The sequence below is a fragment of the Mesorhizobium xinjiangense genome (genome assembly GCF_009749525.1).
In the GTDB taxonomy this organism is placed as follows: domain Bacteria; phylum Pseudomonadota; class Alphaproteobacteria; order Rhizobiales; family Rhizobiaceae; genus Mangrovimarina; species Mangrovimarina xinjiangensis.
In genome coordinates this window covers 19,662-35,330 of the sequence record NZ_WOAC01000002.1, presented here as the reverse complement: position 1 = coordinate 35,330, position 15,669 = coordinate 19,662, and the positions used below count along the sequence as shown (strand labels likewise).

At 64.2% G+C, this 15,669-nt stretch carries 12 protein-coding genes; 5 read left to right on the top strand and 7 right to left on the bottom strand.

Going from position 1 to position 15,669, the window contains the following annotated elements:
* Positions 1–92 precede the first annotated feature (92 nt).
* A complete protein-coding gene (locus GM909_RS02425; protein WP_157014625.1) occupies positions 93–1,286 on the top strand; it encodes a hypothetical protein in 1,194 nt (397 codons plus the stop codon).
* Between the two features lie 73 nt (positions 1,287–1,359).
* On the opposite strand, the gene GM909_RS02420 is transcribed toward GM909_RS02425, so the two are convergent.
* The 3 genes from GM909_RS02420 to GM909_RS02410 form a co-directional block, all read right to left on the bottom strand.
* Positions 1,360–2,001, bottom strand: a complete 642-nt coding sequence (locus GM909_RS02420; RefSeq protein WP_157014624.1) for a pyroglutamyl-peptidase I family protein — start codon at positions 1,999–2,001, stop codon at positions 1,360–1,362.
* Positions 2,002–2,023: 22 nt separating this feature from the next.
* Positions 2,024–3,814, bottom strand: a complete 1,791-nt coding sequence (gene aspS / locus GM909_RS02415) for an aspartate--tRNA ligase (protein ID WP_157014623.1) — start codon at positions 3,812–3,814, stop codon at positions 2,024–2,026.
* A 245-nt stretch (positions 3,815–4,059) separates the two neighbouring features.
* Positions 4,060–4,695, bottom strand: coding sequence for a TetR/AcrR family transcriptional regulator (locus tag GM909_RS02410; RefSeq protein WP_235911588.1), 636 nt, complete (start codon positions 4,693–4,695; stop codon positions 4,060–4,062).
* 128 nt (positions 4,696–4,823) lie between these two features.
* Here GM909_RS02410 and GM909_RS02405 point away from each other — a divergent pair, with 128 nt between their 5' ends.
* From GM909_RS02405 to rnd, 4 genes are all read left to right on the top strand, one after another.
* A complete protein-coding gene (locus GM909_RS02405) occupies positions 4,824–5,825 on the top strand; it encodes an efflux RND transporter periplasmic adaptor subunit (protein ID WP_157014621.1) in 1,002 nt (333 codons plus the stop codon).
* A 2-nt stretch (positions 5,826–5,827) separates the two neighbouring features.
* Entirely contained in the window at positions 5,828–7,069 is a 1,242-nt protein-coding gene (locus tag GM909_RS02400) for an ABC transporter permease (RefSeq protein WP_157014620.1), read from the top strand.
* A complete protein-coding gene (locus tag GM909_RS02395) occupies positions 7,066–7,755 on the top strand; it encodes an ABC transporter ATP-binding protein (protein ID WP_157014619.1) in 690 nt (229 codons plus the stop codon). The genes GM909_RS02400 and GM909_RS02395 overlap by 4 nt, the downstream gene beginning before the upstream one ends.
* Positions 7,756–7,837: 82 nt before the next feature.
* Positions 7,838–8,995 carry a ribonuclease D gene (gene rnd / locus GM909_RS02390; protein ID WP_157014618.1) on the top strand — a complete coding sequence of 386 codons (1,158 nt, stop codon included), beginning with the start codon at positions 7,838–7,840 and terminating at the stop codon, positions 8,993–8,995.
* Positions 8,996–9,014: 19 nt separating this feature from the next.
* On the opposite strand, the gene GM909_RS02385 is transcribed toward rnd, so the two are convergent.
* The 4 genes from GM909_RS02385 to GM909_RS02370 form a co-directional block, all read right to left on the bottom strand.
* Positions 9,015–10,007 carry an HAD family hydrolase gene (locus tag GM909_RS02385; RefSeq protein WP_157014617.1) on the bottom strand — a complete coding sequence of 331 codons (993 nt, stop codon included), beginning with the start codon at positions 10,005–10,007 and terminating at the stop codon, positions 9,015–9,017.
* 67 nt (positions 10,008–10,074) lie between these two features.
* Positions 10,075–11,733 (bottom strand): arylsulfatase, encoded by a 1,659-nt coding sequence (locus tag GM909_RS02380; RefSeq protein ID WP_198174096.1) that lies wholly within the window; start codon positions 11,731–11,733, stop codon positions 10,075–10,077.
* A 152-nt stretch (positions 11,734–11,885) separates the two neighbouring features.
* The gene (gene ppx, locus GM909_RS02375) at positions 11,886–13,397 is read right to left on the bottom strand and encodes an exopolyphosphatase (RefSeq protein ID WP_157014616.1); all 1,512 of its coding nucleotides are present in this window, start codon (positions 13,395–13,397) and stop codon (positions 11,886–11,888) included.
* Complete coding sequence (locus tag GM909_RS02370; protein ID WP_157014615.1) at positions 13,394–15,604, bottom strand: RNA degradosome polyphosphate kinase; 2,211 nt, start codon at positions 15,602–15,604, stop codon at positions 13,394–13,396. The genes ppx and GM909_RS02370 overlap by 4 nt, the downstream gene beginning before the upstream one ends.
* Positions 15,605–15,669 lie beyond the last annotated feature (65 nt).

Genomic DNA, 15,669 nt, shown 5'->3' with positions numbered 1-15,669 from the left:
CTGATATGCGCCGTGCCATTGCGGTAAGGCCGTTGGGCGGTCTATTCCGCACAGCGCCGCGACCCGACCAACCGAACTGGGGAAGGAACCCAATGACCAAGCATCAATCCGTCGTGCGGAGCATCGCCATCGCCGGCACCATTTTGGCTGCATGGCCGCAGTTTGCCCTCGCCGCCGACGCGGAAGCGGTCGCGGCGCGCCTCAAGGCCGTCGTCGAGAAGCAGGGCGGCCTCGAACTGGACTGGAGCGCCGTTTCGGGCGACGGAACCGATGCCGTGCGCATCGAAGGCGTCAAGCTGACGAATATCGAGCTGCAGAATACGATCGGCCTTGGCGACATTGCCATGAGCGGCATCGAGGAGGTCGACGGCGGATTTGCGGTCGACGAGATGACCGTCGCGCCGAGCATCTTCGACGTCGAGGGCGCTGAAGTGAACATGGACGAACTCACGCTTACCGGTGTCGCCATCCCCGGCGAAGACACCGATGCGTCCAGTCTCGATGTGCTGATTTACGATACGTTGGCCTTGCCGAAGCTGTCCGTCGATTTTGCCGGAAAGCAGGTCTTCGCGCTGACCAACCTGAACGGAGAAATCAGCGAGGAAGACGCAGGCGAAAAGCTGCGCATGACCGGCGGTGTCGAAAGTTTCTCCGCCGATCTGTCGCTGATCGAGGATCCCAAGGCCAAAGACGCGATCGATGAGCTCGGGTTCACCACGCTCAGCGGCAACCTCGCCGCCGAGGGCTGGTGGACGCCGGAAGACGGCCGTACCGTCCTCGAGCGCTACGACATCACCGTCAACGATGCGGGCACTCTCGGCCTGACGATGGATCTTGGCGGCTATACGCCTGAGTTGATCGCCTCCCTCCAGGAGTTGGGCGCCAAGATGGAAAGCGCAACCGAGGAGGAAAAGTCGGCCGCCGGCCTGTCCATGATGGGTCTCTTGCAGCAACTCACCCTCCACGGCGCCAAGATCCGGTTCGACGACAATACACTGACCGACAAGGTGCTGGCCTATATCGCGGCTCAGCAGGGCGTGGAGCCGAAGGACATAGCCAATCAGGCGAAGGCGATCCTGCCTTTCGCGCTGGCCGCGCTGCAGAACTCGAACTTGACGACGGCCATCAGCGAGGCAGTCAACGCCTATCTCGACAATCCGGACAATCTGGAAATCGGCGTCGAACCGGAAAAGCCAGTGCCGTTCGCCATGATTGCGGCGAGCGCGATGGCCTCGCCGCAATCGCTGCCGGAACAATTGAACCTGACGGTCAAGGCCAACCAGTAGCCCGCCCGCGCTGGAGCAGGTCCCGCTCAATGAGCGAAAGGTATATGCCCGGCCTCGCGCCGGGCATTTTTTCTCAATCGCCCTTGTGCCAGGCGGCGCAGCAGGCCGAGACGATCGCCGCCGCGCCGGCAGCCAATTGCGCGTCATTCAAACTGGATGCGGGCTCAGTACCCGTCAGCGGCACATGGATGAAGCCGCTCATTGCCGGCGTGAAATCCTCGCAGGCATGTGTCCGCGACAGCGTGAAGACCATGTTGCAGAGATAGCCGCCCGCATCGTCGGACCATTCGACCGGCAGCCGAGTGGCCGTCAGCCGATCGAAAATCTCCGGCAGCGGCAGGTTCGAGGGCAAGAGCCCCGGTCCCCGGCAAATGGCGCCCTCAGCCTTGAGCTCTCCGGTGTTGTCGGGCCGGTCGGCGGCGAAGCGGTTGCGCGCCAGGCGTTCGAGCCGGAAGCCGCCGCATTCGAGCGCCAGGCCGAAATGGATCGCGATGTCGGGGGAAAATTCCCGGCCGATCTGCGACAGTCGCGGTCCGACCGCGGCATAATCCACCGGCAGCACCTCGGCACGAAAGGCGCCCATGCCGTCAATCGCGGGAGGGCTTTGGCGCAGGCGGGAAACGAGCGCCTCGGTCGGATTGACCGGGGCGCCCGGAAAGGGTTCGAAACCGGTGACGAGGACGCGAGGCGAAGCGTTTGCTTGCGGTCGTGCCATGCCAGCCTCGCCGGTAACCTCCTCAGGCGTCCGCTTTCGGCGGGATCACCCGCAGGGAAAGCTCGCGCAGCTGCTGCGCGGCGGCCTCCGCCGGCGAACCCATGAGCAGATCCTGGGCCTGCTGGTTCATCGGGAACATCGTCACCTCGCGCAGGTTCTTCGCGCCCACCAGCAGCATGATGATGCGGTCGATGCCGGCCGCCATGCCGCCATGCGGCGGCGCGCCATACTGGAAGGCCCGATAGAGCCCGCCAAAGCGTTCCTCGACATCCTCGCGCGAAAAGCCGACGATCTCGAACGCCTTGACCATGGTCTCGGGCAAATGGTTGCGGATGCCGCCCGACGCGATCTCGAAGCCGTTGCAGACGAGGTCGTACTGGAAGGCCTTGATGGTCAGCGGATCCTCGCCGTTGAGCGCATCGATGCCGCCTTGAGGCATGGTGAAGGGGTTGTGGCCGAAATCGACGCGCTCCTCGTCCTCGTTCCATTCGTAGAACGGGAAGTCGACGATCCAGGCGATCTCGAAACGGTCGCGGTCGACGAGGTTCAACTCCTCGCCTGCGCGCGTGCGCGCCGCACCCGCAAAGGCGACGAATTTCTTCGGATCGCCGGCAGCGAAGAAACAGGCGTCGCCGTCCTGCAGACCGAGTTGGACCCGGATCGCCTCGGTGCGCTCCTCGCCGATGTTCTTGGCGATCGGGCCGGCGCCTTCCAGCTTCTCGCCTTCCTTGCGCCAGAAGATGTAGCCCAGCCCCGGCTGGCCCTCGCCCTGCGCCCAGGAGTTCATGCGGTCGCAGAAAGCCCTGCTGCCGCCTGTCGGCGCCGGGATCGCCCACACCTCGGCCTTGGGATCGTTGGCCAGGATGCCGGCGAAGACCTTGAAGCCGGAACCGCGGAAATGCTCCGAAACGTCCTGCATCTCGATCGGGTTGCGCAGGTCCGGCTTGTCGGAGCCGTATTTGCGCATGGCGACGTCATAGGGGATGCGCGGGAAGGTCTGCGTCACCGGTTTGCCGTCGGCGAAGGTCTCGAAGATGCGACGCATCACCGGTTCCATGGTCTGGAACACGTCCTCCTGCTCGACGAAGCTCATTTCGAGGTCGAGCTGGTAGAACTCGCCCGGCAGACGGTCGGCGCGCGGATCCTCGTCACGGAAGCAGGGCGCGATCTGGAAATAGCGGTCGAAGCCCGAGACCATGATGAGCTGCTTGTAGATCTGCGGCGCCTGCGGCAGCGCGTAGAACTTGCCGGGATGGATGCGGCTCGGCACCAGGAAGTCGCGCGCGCCCTCGGGGCTAGATGCCGTCAGGATCGGCGTCGAATACTCCGGAAAGCCCGCCTCGCCCATCGCGGTGCGCATCTCGGCGATGATTTTGGTGCGCGCGACGATGTTGTCGTGCAGCGTCTCGCGGCGCAGGTCGAGGAAGCGGTATTTGAGGCGAATGTCCTCGGGATAGTCCGGCTCGCCGAAGACCGGCAGCGGCAGTTCCTTGGCCGCCGAAAGCACTTCCAGGTCGCGGGCGAAAATCTCGATCTCGCCGGTCGGCAGGTTCGCATTGACCGTCTCGTCCGTGCGCGCCTTGACCTCACCGTCGACGCGGATGACCCATTCGCCGCGCACGGTCTCGGCCGTCGCAAAGCAGGGCGAATCGGGATCGGCGACGATCTGCGTGATGCCGTAATGATCGCGCAGGTCGATGAACAGGAGCCCGCCATGGTCGCGGACGCGATGCACCCAGCCCGCGAGGCGGACGGGGGAACCGACATCGGATTTTCTCAGTTGTGCGCAGGTATGGCTGCGATAGCGATGCATGGACGAATATCCGCTTGGCTTGAAATTCAACGGCAAGCGGGCCGCCGCGCGAAACGGCCGCCCCTTAAAACCGGCGGGAAAAGCGCACGCGCGATGCGTTTTGTCAAGGCAGCGGGCGGCAGCATGTCCGTCACCGGACCGAAAAGGCGAAGAACGTGCAGCGCGGGGAACGACAGGCTTGGCATTCGAACAGCCCGCAAGTCCGATTTGTTCGCGCGCACGCCGGATCAATCTGCCCGGCGCGGTCAGTCCGCCCGCCCGCTCCGGTCCAGTATCTCCCCAAGTCCCAGTTGCCTCAGTATACCGACGAAATAGGCGCGAAGCTCGTCTTCTCCATCCTCGCCGGGAATGAGCAAGAGCCGATACATGATGGCGCCGCTCATCATGGCCTGGAAGAGATCCGGATCGGTCTCCGGCGGCAGGTGGCCCTCCTTGCGCGCGCGCTCGACGATGGCCGAAAACGCCGCGCGGCGCGGCTCGCCGTATACGTCCCAGAACACGTCCAGCAGGCGCGGCGCATCCGGCTGCGAACCAATGATGCGGGCAAGCAGTCGCCTGGCGTCATAGTCCACCCACCCTTTCGGCCCGTGCTCGACCATCATCTGAACGAGGGTCTCGAACGGCATTTCCTCCCAGCGCCCGACCGGCGCCTCGGCCTTTTCCTTCAGCCGCCCGAGTGCGCGCGCGATCATGTCTTCGCGATCCGACCACCGACGATAGATGGTCGCCCGCGTAACCCCAGCCTTGCGGGCCACGGCCTCGAAACTGACACCGCCGATGCCGTGGGCGATAAAAAGCCCGAGCGCGGCAGAAAGTATCGCGTCATCCGTCTCCGGCCGACGTGGCCGGCCCGGGTTTCGGGTGGTCGTGTCTTCTCCCAAGATTGGAACCGTACCTCGCGTTTCGACTTGTTCCGACGTCATGGCGATTGTAGAGGAGCGATAATATCGATACAATACACGTCTGTATTTTAATTTGCAGGATCGACAACCGGCCAAAGGATTGACCCGTGAAGGTTGCGCGCATTCTCATTGCCGCCTTTGTTCTCGCCGGCGCGGCCGCGGGCGGCTACTGGTACGTCACCCGCCCCGCCGCCGTCGCAACGGTGACGCCGACCCGCGGCGAGGCTGCGGCGATCGTCTATGCCGCCGGCGTGGTCGAGCCGCGCACCTGGGCCAAGGTAACGTCGCTGGTGCGCGAACGCATCGTGTCCATATGCGGCTGCGAGGGCAGCAGGATCGAAAAGGGCGACGAGCTGGCGCGCCTCGACGACACGGAGGCACAGGCCGTGCTGACCGAACTCAAGGCGCGCCACCGCCTGGCGGTCGACGATCGCGACAGGATCGCATTGCTGGTGGAACGCAATGTGGTCAATACGACCCAACTCGATCGGGCACAAAGCGAAGTCAACCAGATCGAGGCGCTGATCGCCGGTCAGGCGGCGCGGCTGGAAAATCACATCCTGCGCGCGCCGAGCGACGGCGTCGTGCTGCGCCAGGATGCCGAAGTCGGCGAGATCGCCGAACCCGGGACCGCGCTTTACTGGGTCGGACGGCTGAGGCCGCTGATCGTCGTGGCGGAAGTCAACGAGGAAGACATCCCCCGCGTCGAAGTCGGGCAGACGGCGCATCTCACCTCCGACGCCTTTCCCAGCCGCACGCTCGAGGCGCAGGTCGACAGCATCACGCCGAAGGGGGATCCCGTGTCGAAGACCTACCGGGTCAAGCTGCGGCTGCCCGACGACACGCCGCTGATGATCGGCATGTCCGTCGACGCCAACATCGTCACCCGGCTGGTCGAGGATGCGCTCCTTGTCCCCTCGCCCGCCCTGCGCGACGGTAAGCTCTTCGTCATCGAGAACGGCCGTGCCGCCCGCCGCGCCGTCGAGACGGGCATACGCGGCACGGTCAATACGCAAATCCTGTCCGGCCTCGGCGACGATGCCCGCATTGTCAGCCCCTACCCCGAGGAATTGGCCGATGGGGCGAGAGTGACGACAGAGACGCGATAGCCATGCCGCTCATACTCGACATCGCCTTTACCCACATTGCCGGCCGTGCCCGGCAGACGGTCGTGGCCGTCATCGGCGTTGCCGTGGGGGTCGGCTTTTCCATCGCCATGGCGGCGCTGATGCAGGGCGGGCAGGACGATTTCGTCGAGCAGCTGATCGACACGATGCCGCATGTGCAGATCACCGACGAGCGCCGGAGCGCGGCGCGGCAGCCGGCCGAGCAGATCTACCAGGCCGTGGAGATCTCCGGCCTGCGGCCACGAGACGACCGCCGCGGCATCATCAATCCGACCGCCGCCACCGCCTGGCTCGATGCCTGGGTGCCGGGAACCTTCTCGGCCACCCTGCGCGCGCAGGGCGTCATGCGCTACCGCAGCCGCGAGGCCAGCGCATCGATCATCGGGGTCGAACCTGAAGACGAGCGCGCCGTTTCGCCGATCGTCGGCGAGTTCGTTCGCGGTAGCTTCGATGCGCTCGCCTCGGGCGGCAACAACGTCGTTATCGGCGACCGGATGGCCGAGCGCCTCGGTGCCAAATTCGGCGACACGATCACCGCCGTCTCGTCGACCGGCCTTACGCGGAGCTTTCGCATCGTCGGCCTGTTCCACACCGGCACGACGGCGCGCGACGAAGGCGAGGCCTACATGCTGCTGAAGGACGCGCAGATCCTCGCCGAACGGCCCAACATCATAAACGACGTCACCGTCAAGCTGCGCAATCCATACGCTTCGCCGGCGGTGGCGCGGCGGATCGAAGCCGAACTCGGCTACAAGGCCGTTTCGTGGCAGGAAGCCAATGAGGGCATCATGGAAGCCTTCATCGTCCGCAACATCATCATGTACACGGTGGTTGCGGCGATCATGGTGGTGGCGGGCTTCGGCATCTTCAACATCATCTCCACCATCACGCATGAAAAGGCGCGCGACATCGCCATCATGAAGTCGCTCGGCTTCGGCCAGGGCGACATGCAGCGCATGTTCGTCATCGAGGCCGTCGCAATCGGCGGTGCCGGCGCGGCGTTCGGCTGGCTGCTCGGATTCGGTCTCACCTACGCCTTGGCGTCGATCCGCTTCGAGCTCGATGCCGGCGGCCAGGAGATCACGGAACTGCCGATCGCCTGGAGCGTGCTGCATTACCTCATCGCATCGGCCTTCGCACTCGGCTCGGCCGCCGTCGCGGGATACCTGCCGGCAAGGCGCGCGGCCCGGCTCAATCCAGTCGACATCATCAGGGGCGCGACATGAGCGACCTGATCGCCACCCGGAACCTGACCCGCGTGCTGCCCGAAACGGTGCCGGTGACGCTGGTCGAGGAAATCACCTTGTCCATCGGCAAGAACGAGTTCGTCGCCATTACGGGGCCATCGGGTTCGGGCAAATCGTCGCTTCTCTACCTGCTCGGCCTGCTCGACAGGCCGACCGGCGGCGAACTGGCGGTCGGCGGACAAGACGCCGGTTCCATGAGCGAACGGGAGCGCGCCCGCACCAGGCTCGCCATGATCGGCTTCGTCTTCCAGTTCCATTTCCTGCTGCCGGAATTTTCCGCCCTCGACAATGTCGAACTGCCGATGCGCAAGCTTGCCTCGCTGTCTCGCCCGCAAATGCGCGAACGGGCAGCGGAAATCTTGTCCTCGCTAGGGCTGGCCGAGCACATGAAGAAGCGGCCCGACCAGCTATCCGGCGGCCAGCGGCAGCGCGTGGCGCTGGCCCGGGCGCTGGCCAACGATCCACCCCTGGTGCTGGCCGACGAGCCGACCGGCAGTCTCGACAGCGCCAGTTCCGAGCAGGTGTTCTCGATCCTGGAGGCAATGGTGCGCGAGCGCGGCAAGACGGTCGTGGCGGTCACCCATGACGTCGACATGGCCAACCGGATGGACCGGCGCCTGCACCTGATCGACGGCCGGCTGGCCAACGCCGAGGCGACAGCGTAGCGGGTTCAATCCCACTTCCTCAACGAGGTACGGGGCAGATACAGGGCAGACACAGGGCGCGGAATGCCGTAAAGACGCCATCATGCATCTCATCACGACTCAATCCGAACTGACCGCCATCATTGCCGAACTCTCGAAGTCCGAATTCGTCACGGTCGACACCGAATTCATCCGCGAAACAACGTTCTGGCCGGAGCTTTGCCTGATCCAGATGGCCGCCCCCGGGGTGGAGGCGCTGATCGATCCCCTGTCCAAGGATATCGACCTGCAGCCCTTTTTCGACCTCATGGGCAATGAAGGCGTGGTGAAGGTCTTCCATGCCGCGCGCCAGGACATCGAGATCATCTTCCACGGTGGCGGACTGATCCCGCATCCGGTCTTCGACACCCAGGTCGCGGCGATGGTGTGCGGTTTCGGCGACAGCGTTTCCTACGACCAGCTGGTGCGCAAGGTGACGGGCGAACAAATAGACAAGTCGTCGCGTTTCACCGACTGGCGCCGCCGTCCGCTGTCCGACAAGCAGCTCACCTATGCGCTGGCCGACGTGACCCATCTGATCGAGGTCTATCAGCACCTCAAGGGCGAGCTGGAACGCGAGGGACGGGCCCATTGGCTGAAGGAGGAAATGGACGTCCTCACGGCGCACGAGACCTATGATCCGCATCCCGAAGATGCCTGGAAGCGGCTCAAGATGCGGCTGCGCAAGCCACAGGAACTCGCCGTCATGCAGGCGGTGGCCGCCTGGCGCGAGCGCGAGGCGCGCCAGCGCAACGTGCCACGCGGCCGGGTGATCAAGGACGACGCGGTCTACGAGATCGCCCAGCAGCAGCCCCGCAACACCGAAGCGCTCGGCAGGCTGCGCGCGACGCCCAAGGGCTGGGAACGATCGCAGACGGCGGCCAGCCTGCTTGCAGTCGTCAATGCCGCACTCGACCTGCCGAACGACCAGATGCCCCGCCTGCCGCGCCAGAACCACGCACCCGAAGGGTCGCAGGCGGCGAGCGAATTGTTGAAGGTGCTGTTGAAGCTGATCGCCGAAGAGGAAGGCGTGGCGCCGAAGGTGCTGGCGACGAGCGACGATATCGAGCGCATCGCCGCCGAAGGCGAGAAGGCGGACGTGGCGCCGCTCAACGGTTGGCGCCGCGAGGTTTTTGGCGAAAAGGCGCTCGACCTTGTGGCCGGGCGCCTCGCCTTCCAGTTCAAGAACCGCAAGGTGACGACGTTCCGTCCGCAGGAATAGGCGGGGCGGCCCGCAAAGACTATTGCGGGAACACCTGCTTCCAGTCGTCCTTGATGCTGATGAGCGTCCAGCCTTCGTCAGGTGCGAGGTCGAGCCCCTTGTCGAGCTTGCCGAAAGAGGACTCACGGTCATAGGCGACTTCGCGTTCCGCGTCGTCGTGGTGGACGATGGCCGCGAACCGGCGGCCCGGACCCGAGGTCGCCCACTGGATCATCTGGATATCGCCGTCCGAATTGCCGAAGGCGGCAATCGGCTTCCTGCCGATATGGCTCTGGATGCCCACCGGCTTGCCCGGACCGTCATCGATGAAGTCGATCTCGGCCTGCCGGAAAAGGGTCGGCACACCGTCTTTCATCTGGAATTTCAGCTTGATCGAGGAGCCGACGACGTTTTCCGGCGGAATTCCGTAGACCCTGTCCGTCCACGGACGCATGAACTCGATGCCGCCGCCGGACACGATATAGATCTCGAAATCATTGGCGCGCAGATAGTCGAGAAGCTCCAGCATGGGCTGATAGACCATCTGCGTATAGAGCTTGTCCGTTCGCGGGTGCTTGGCTGTTGCGATCCAGTCCGCGGCAATCTTGGCGAATTCGTCCGACGTCATGCCGGAATGGGTGGCCGCCACGAGTTCGACAACGCCCTTCTCGCCCGACGCCGCAACACCTTTCAGATCGCCCGCCAGCACCGACTTATAAGGCTCCTTATCGGTCCACTCCGGATGATCGGGCGCCATGGTCTTGATGCGATCGAGCACGAAGGCGAGCTGCACATACATGGGCTGCTCGCTCCACAGCGTCCCGTCATTGTCGAAAGTTGCAATGCGGTCGGTCGGCGCGACGTAGTCGGGCCCGCCCTCGGTCGTCACCGCGGTGACGAAATCGATGATGGCGTTCCTGGTGGCGCCGTCGTTCCAGGACGCAAGATCCTGCGCCGCCGCCTGCCATATCGGTGCGACCGCCAGCATCGCGGCCATGGCTATCCGCCTTGCCGTCCATCCCAAGAAGTTCATGCGACATCTCCATTCGTGAGCAAGGGCGACCGCCGGAGCATGCTCCGGCGGTCGCGGCTGATGCAGATCAATTGCCAGACGGCATTCCGAGGCTGAATCCGTCTTCCTCCAATGCCTTGCGGATATATTGGAACCGCTGGTACTGGGTGAGCGTGATCGGGCCGGAATAGCCCTCGCTCTGCAGCTTGCGCGGCGGATGCTCGACATAGGTCTTCATGAGTTCCTTCACCTGATCGTTGATCACCGGCAGATACCAGGTGTGCTCGGTATAATTGTTCATGAAGATGTCGTAGCGTTCCTGCGGGTCCTGCAAGAGGTCGAAAATCTGGGGAACGGTGGCGACATATTTTTCGGCGCCCTTCCAGCCGAGATTGGTATCGACAGCCATGCCGCCTGTGGAAGCACCGTCGTCGCCACGCAGGTTGAATACCGCCTTGTAATGGCCGACACGCGCCGCGCCGGGCGTCAGTTCGTTCTCGGTGAAGTAGAACCAGGCGTTGCGCTCGGATTCGCCCGTGCCTTCCCAGACCGGCGTCATGTCGTAGCTGTCGAAGATGATCGGTTCACCCTCGCGGTCCTCGGTCGGCAGATCGATGCCGGCGACTGAGGCAAAGGTGGCCATCAGGTCCAGACCGCCGACGATGGCCGCGCTCTTGGTGTCCGGCTCGATATGGCCCGGCCAGCGCACGATGGCCGGCACCCGGTTGCCGCCTTCGCGAACCGTACCCTTGGTGCCGCGGAAAGGCGTGTAGCCGGCGTCGGGATAGACGTCCTGCCAGGCGCCGTTGTCGGTCGTCCAGAAGACAATCGTATTGTCGGCCATCCCGAGCTCGTCCAGCTTGGCCAGGATGTTGCCGATCCGGGTGTCCATCTCGACGAATGAATCGGCGAACTTGCTCTTGGCGATCGACTTCCCCTGGAAATCCGGGTGCGGCATGCTTGGCTGGTGCATCTTCATGAAATTGACGTTCAGGAAGAAGGGCGCGTCGCTTTCGGCCGCCTGCTCCAGATAGTCGGTCGCCGCTTTCTCAACATAGCCGTCGAAATAGGGAATGCCCACCACGCCCTCGTCCGGCGTATCGACATACTGGCCGTTGATCTTGAAATCCTCCGTCGCCTTCTCGCCGGCCTTGCCGGACAGGGCACCGACAGTGACGTTCTTGAACATCTCGCGCAGGTCATCCGGCATGTCCGGGAACCAGGTGTCATCGGCATAGGTGTAGGCATTGAGGTGGTAGAGGCCGACATATTTCATGTCGTCATAGCCTTGCGCGTTGGGCAGCGCGTAGTCCGCCTCGCCAAGATGCCACTTGCCGGTGAAGAACGTCTCGTAGCCGCCGGTCTTCAGCACCGACGCCAGCGTCCATTCCGCCGCGGGCAGGCCGCCGCCCTGTCCCTGGAAGGCCACCGTGGTCATGCCGGAGCGGTTGGGTATGCGCCCGGTCTGCATGGCCGCACGGCCGGGCGTGCAACTGGCCTGGGCGTAGAATGAGGTGAACATCATTCCCTCGTCGGCCAGCTTGTCGAGGTTGGGGGTCGGCATTCCCCGCGCCTCACCGCCCAGATAGGCGCCGGTGTCGCTGTATCCGATGTCGTCGGACATGATCAGCAGGATATTGGGCTTCTGCTCATCCTGGGCGACGGCAAGGCCGGTCGCCGCCATTTGTGCCAGGCCGAATGCGAACGCCGCCGCACACAGTCTGGAGATCAGGGCTGAAGATTTCATCGCTGCCTCCTGTTTCGAGGCCCGAAACAGTCCGCGCCTCCTGCAAGCGCGGATGTTCTTGATAAGTTGACGAAAAGTAAAGTTGGACCTTGGGGCAACGATGCGGGAAACGGCACCGCGACGCAATCCGCGCCCTGCCGGCTTATGCCACCTCAGTCCACCCGGAATGCCAGCGGTTTTCCGGCGAGCTTGGCAAGCTGCTGCAGGCGGCCTTCCGGTCGTTCGCCCAACAGGTCGGCATGGGAACGGGGAATGCGCAGCGTCAGCGTTCCGTCCGCCTCCTCGCGCCAGCGCATCAGGGGAATGAGACCCGGCATAGAGGCCGAGAACAGGTAGACGACCCTGAGCAGCCCCCCCAGAAGCCGCGCCCGCTCGAGCAGACGCGGCGTGGCCAGCGCCTTGATCGCCGGCGCCGCCTCGTCATTGTACAGCCCCTCATGGCGATAGAGGTTGGCCAGGGCGATAAAGGCCCTGCCGGGATGATCGAGGCCGATGAAGGAGCCGTGCGCGATGATGTTGAGCGATTGCGTGCCGCGATAATCGGGGTGCGCGCGCCAGCCGATATCGGCCAGGAGGCAGGCCGCGCGGCGATAGCGCGCCTCGTCCTCGCTTTCCTCCAGGCCCAGCGCGGCGAAGGAATGGCCGGTCCATTCGGTCAGCTCATGCGCATGGCTGACCGAGCGCGCCCGCAGGACGGCGAGTTCCTCGGCCGCCGAAATCAGCGGATCGGTGGTGCGCTCGGCCTCCTGGAGCAGCGAGTAGAGATAGCCTTCCCGCACGCCGAGCGCCGAAATCAGGATCTTCGACGGCTGCATCGTGCGCACGATCTGCTGCAATACCGCAGCGCCATAGGGCAACAGCGCCCGCCGGTTCTTCGACACATGCGCGATGCCGCGCATCTTGTCGATGTCGCCGCGGGCGACCCGCTTGAGGAAGTCGGCCGACTGCTCGACGTCCATCTCGTAATGATGCATGACGTGCAGCGGATAATCGGTGGCGAACATGTGCAGCCGCGCCAGATTGCGCCAGGTGCCGCCAACACAGTAGAACGGCCTGCCGGCGCCGTACTGCAGCAGCTTGGCGCGGGCGATTTCCTTGCGGGCGATGCGCTCGGCGGTCGGAAACGAGCCCTTCGACATTTCCTGCAGGCGCAACCCGCCCAGCGGCAGCGTGATGCCGTCGCCGATCGTGTGGTCCTTGACGTCGACCAGTTCGAGGCTGCCGCCGCCGAGATCTCCGCCGATCCCATCGGCCGGAAAAAAGCCCGACATGATGCCGAGTGCGGAGTAATAGGCCTCCTCGCGTCCGCTCAGGACGCGGACCTCGGTGCCGAGGATCTCTTCTGCGCGATGGATGAAGTCGGCCCCGTTCTCGGCCTCGCGCGCGGCGGCCGTGGCGATGACATGGAGTTCTTCCGACCCCGCCTGCTCCGACAGCGCCCGGAACCGGCCGAACTCGGCCACCGCGCGCTTGACGGCCTCGGGGTCCAGCCGGCCGGTCCTCACGATGCCCTTGCCGAGGCCGGCCAGCATCTTTTCGTTGAACAGGACGGTGGGCGCGCGCGCCACCCCCTCATACACGACCAGGCGTATGGAGTTGGAACCGATGTCGATGATCGACAGCGGGCGACGGCCCTTCAGCCGCCCCTGCGAGACGGCTTTCATTCGGCGGCGGCCGGCTTCGCCTTCCTGCGCCGCAACTGCTGGGCAATCCGCTTGGGCGCGTTGGACTTCAGCGCTTCGCCCCGGCCGGACAGACTCGGATTGGTCATGAAGTATTCCTGTGCGTTGAACGGTTCCTCGCCCTCGTCCGGCGTCACGCGCCGGGAGGTCCCGTCAGGCAGTACTTCGAAACTCTGCTGGTTGTCCATGATGTTTCCGAGCATGATCTGGTCGAGCACCTGCGCATGCACGGTCGGATTGGTAATCGGCACCATGGTTTCCACGCGTCGGTCGAGATTGCGCGGCATCAGGTCGGCCGAGCCGATATAGGCGATCGCCTCGTCGGACGGCAGGCCGTGGCCGTTGCCGAAGCAGAAGATGCGGCTGTGCTCCAGAAAACGCCCGACGATGGACTTGACCCGGATGCTGTCTGACAGGCCCGGCACCTGCGGCCGCAGGCAGCATATGCCGCGAATGACCAGATCGATCTCGACGCCGGCCCGGCCGGCCTCGTAGAGCGCGTCGATGATGGCCGGATCGACCAGGGAATTCATCTTCATCCAGATCTGCGCCGGCCGGCCGGCTCGCGCATGGGCAATCTCCTCGCGGATATGGCTAAGGATGCGCTCGCGCAGCGTGAAGGGCGAGACGGCGATGCGCATCTCCTCGGCCGGCTCGGCATAGCCGGTAATGAAATTGAACACCTGGGCGACGTCGCGCGCAAGCTCGGGATCGGTGGTGAAATAGGACAGGTCGGTATAGATGCGCGCCGTGACGGGATGGTAATTGCCGGTGCCCAGATGCACATAGTTGCGCAGCCTGCCGTCCTCGCGCCGCACCACCAGCGACATTTTGGCGTGCGTCTTCAGTTCCAGGAAGCCGAAGACCACCTGCACGCCGGCACGCTCCAGGTCGCGCGCCCAGCGGATATTCGCCTCCTCGTCGAAGCGCGCCTTCAACTCGACCAGTGCGGTGACCGATTTGCCGGCTTCCGCCGCGTCGATCAGGGCGCGCACGATCGGACTGTCGTTGGAGGTGCGGTAGAGCGTCTGCTTGATGGCAACGACTTCCGGATCGGACGCCGCCTGGCGCAGGAACTGCACGACGACGTCGAAGGATTCATAAGGGTGGTGGACGATGATGTCCTTTTCGCGGATGGACGCGAAACAGTCGCCGCCATGGTCGCGGATACGTTCGGGGAAGCGCGGATTATAGGGCCGGAACTTCAAATCGTCGCGCGGCACCGACACGATCTCGGAGATCTGGTTCAGCGCCAGCGGAGCTTTCAGCACGCTGACGCGGGAAGACGACACCCCCAACTCGCCGGCGACGAAGTTGCGCAGATCCTGCGGCATCTCGTCGTCGAACTCGATGCGGATGACCGATCCGCGACGACGCCGCTTGAGCGCCGATTCGAACAGCCGCACCAGATCCTCGGCCTCTTCCTCGACCTCGATGTCGCTGTCGCGAATGATACGGAAGGTGCCCGATCCCTGCACTTCATACCCGGGAAACAGCGAGCCGATGAACAGCTCCACCGTATCCTCCAGCGAGATGAAGCGAATCGACCCGCCGCCGTCGGGGAAGCGCACGAAACGCTTCAGCGCCACCGGCAAGCGCAGCAGCGCCGTCATCTCCTCCTTGTCGCGCCGGTGGCGCAGATGCAGGGCAATGGAGAAGCCGAGGTTGGGAATGAATGGAAAGGGATGCGCCGGATCGATGGAAAGCGGCGTCAGGACGGGATAGATCGCCTCGGCGAAATGCGTCTCGAGCCAGGCCCGTTCAGCCTCCGTGATGGCGTCTGCGCGCACGATTTCGATGCGTTCGGATTGCAGCAGCGACGACAGCGTCGAAAAGCTCGCTTGCTGATCGGCCTGCAACTGCTCGACCTCGACAAGCAGCAATTCGAGCTGTTCTTCGGGCGTGCGTCCGTCGGCACTGGTGGTGGCGATGTTTTCGCGCACCTGGCCGGCGAGCCCGGCCACGCGGACCATGAAGAATTCATCGAGATTGGCCGCCGAGATCGACAGGAAGCGCACGCGCTCGAGCAGCGGATGGCTGACGTTCTGCGCTTCCTCGAGAACGCGGCGATTGAACTGCAGCCACGAGAATTCACGGTTGACGAAACGGTCCGGCATCCCTTCGGCCATTTCCGGGCCGGAAGAGACTTCGCGCTGAAACTCGCTCTGGACAGGCTTCATCTCGTTCATCGAACATTCTTCCCGCTAGGCCGATCCCACCATTCCCATGCCGGTTTCGTCCTGACATGCGATTG

Bases quoted from the DNA above. Each gene is read 5' to 3' on its own strand.
- GM909_RS02425 (WP_157014625.1), top strand. From the start codon at position 93: ATGACCAAGCATCAATCCGTCGTGCGGAGCATCGCCATCGCCGGCACC.
- GM909_RS02420 (WP_157014624.1), bottom strand. From the start codon at position 2,001: ATGGCACGACCGCAAGCAAACGCTTCGCCTCGCGTCCTCGTCACCGGT.
- aspS (WP_157014623.1), bottom strand. From the start codon at position 3,814: ATGCATCGCTATCGCAGCCATACCTGCGCACAACTGAGAAAATCCGAT.
- GM909_RS02400 (WP_157014620.1), top strand. From the start codon at position 5,828: ATGCCGCTCATACTCGACATCGCCTTTACCCACATTGCCGGCCGTGCC.
- GM909_RS02395 (WP_157014619.1), top strand. From the start codon at position 7,066: ATGAGCGACCTGATCGCCACCCGGAACCTGACCCGCGTGCTGCCCGAA.
- rnd (WP_157014618.1), top strand. From the start codon at position 7,838: ATGCATCTCATCACGACTCAATCCGAACTGACCGCCATCATTGCCGAA.
- GM909_RS02385 (WP_157014617.1), bottom strand. From the start codon at position 10,007: ATGAACTTCTTGGGATGGACGGCAAGGCGGATAGCCATGGCCGCGATG.
- GM909_RS02380 (WP_198174096.1), bottom strand. From the start codon at position 11,733: ATGAAATCTTCAGCCCTGATCTCCAGACTGTGTGCGGCGGCGTTCGCA.
- ppx (WP_157014616.1), bottom strand. From the start codon at position 13,397: ATGAAAGCCGTCTCGCAGGGGCGGCTGAAGGGCCGTCGCCCGCTGTCG.
- GM909_RS02370 (WP_157014615.1), bottom strand. From the start codon at position 15,604: ATGAACGAGATGAAGCCTGTCCAGAGCGAGTTTCAGCGCGAAGTCTCT.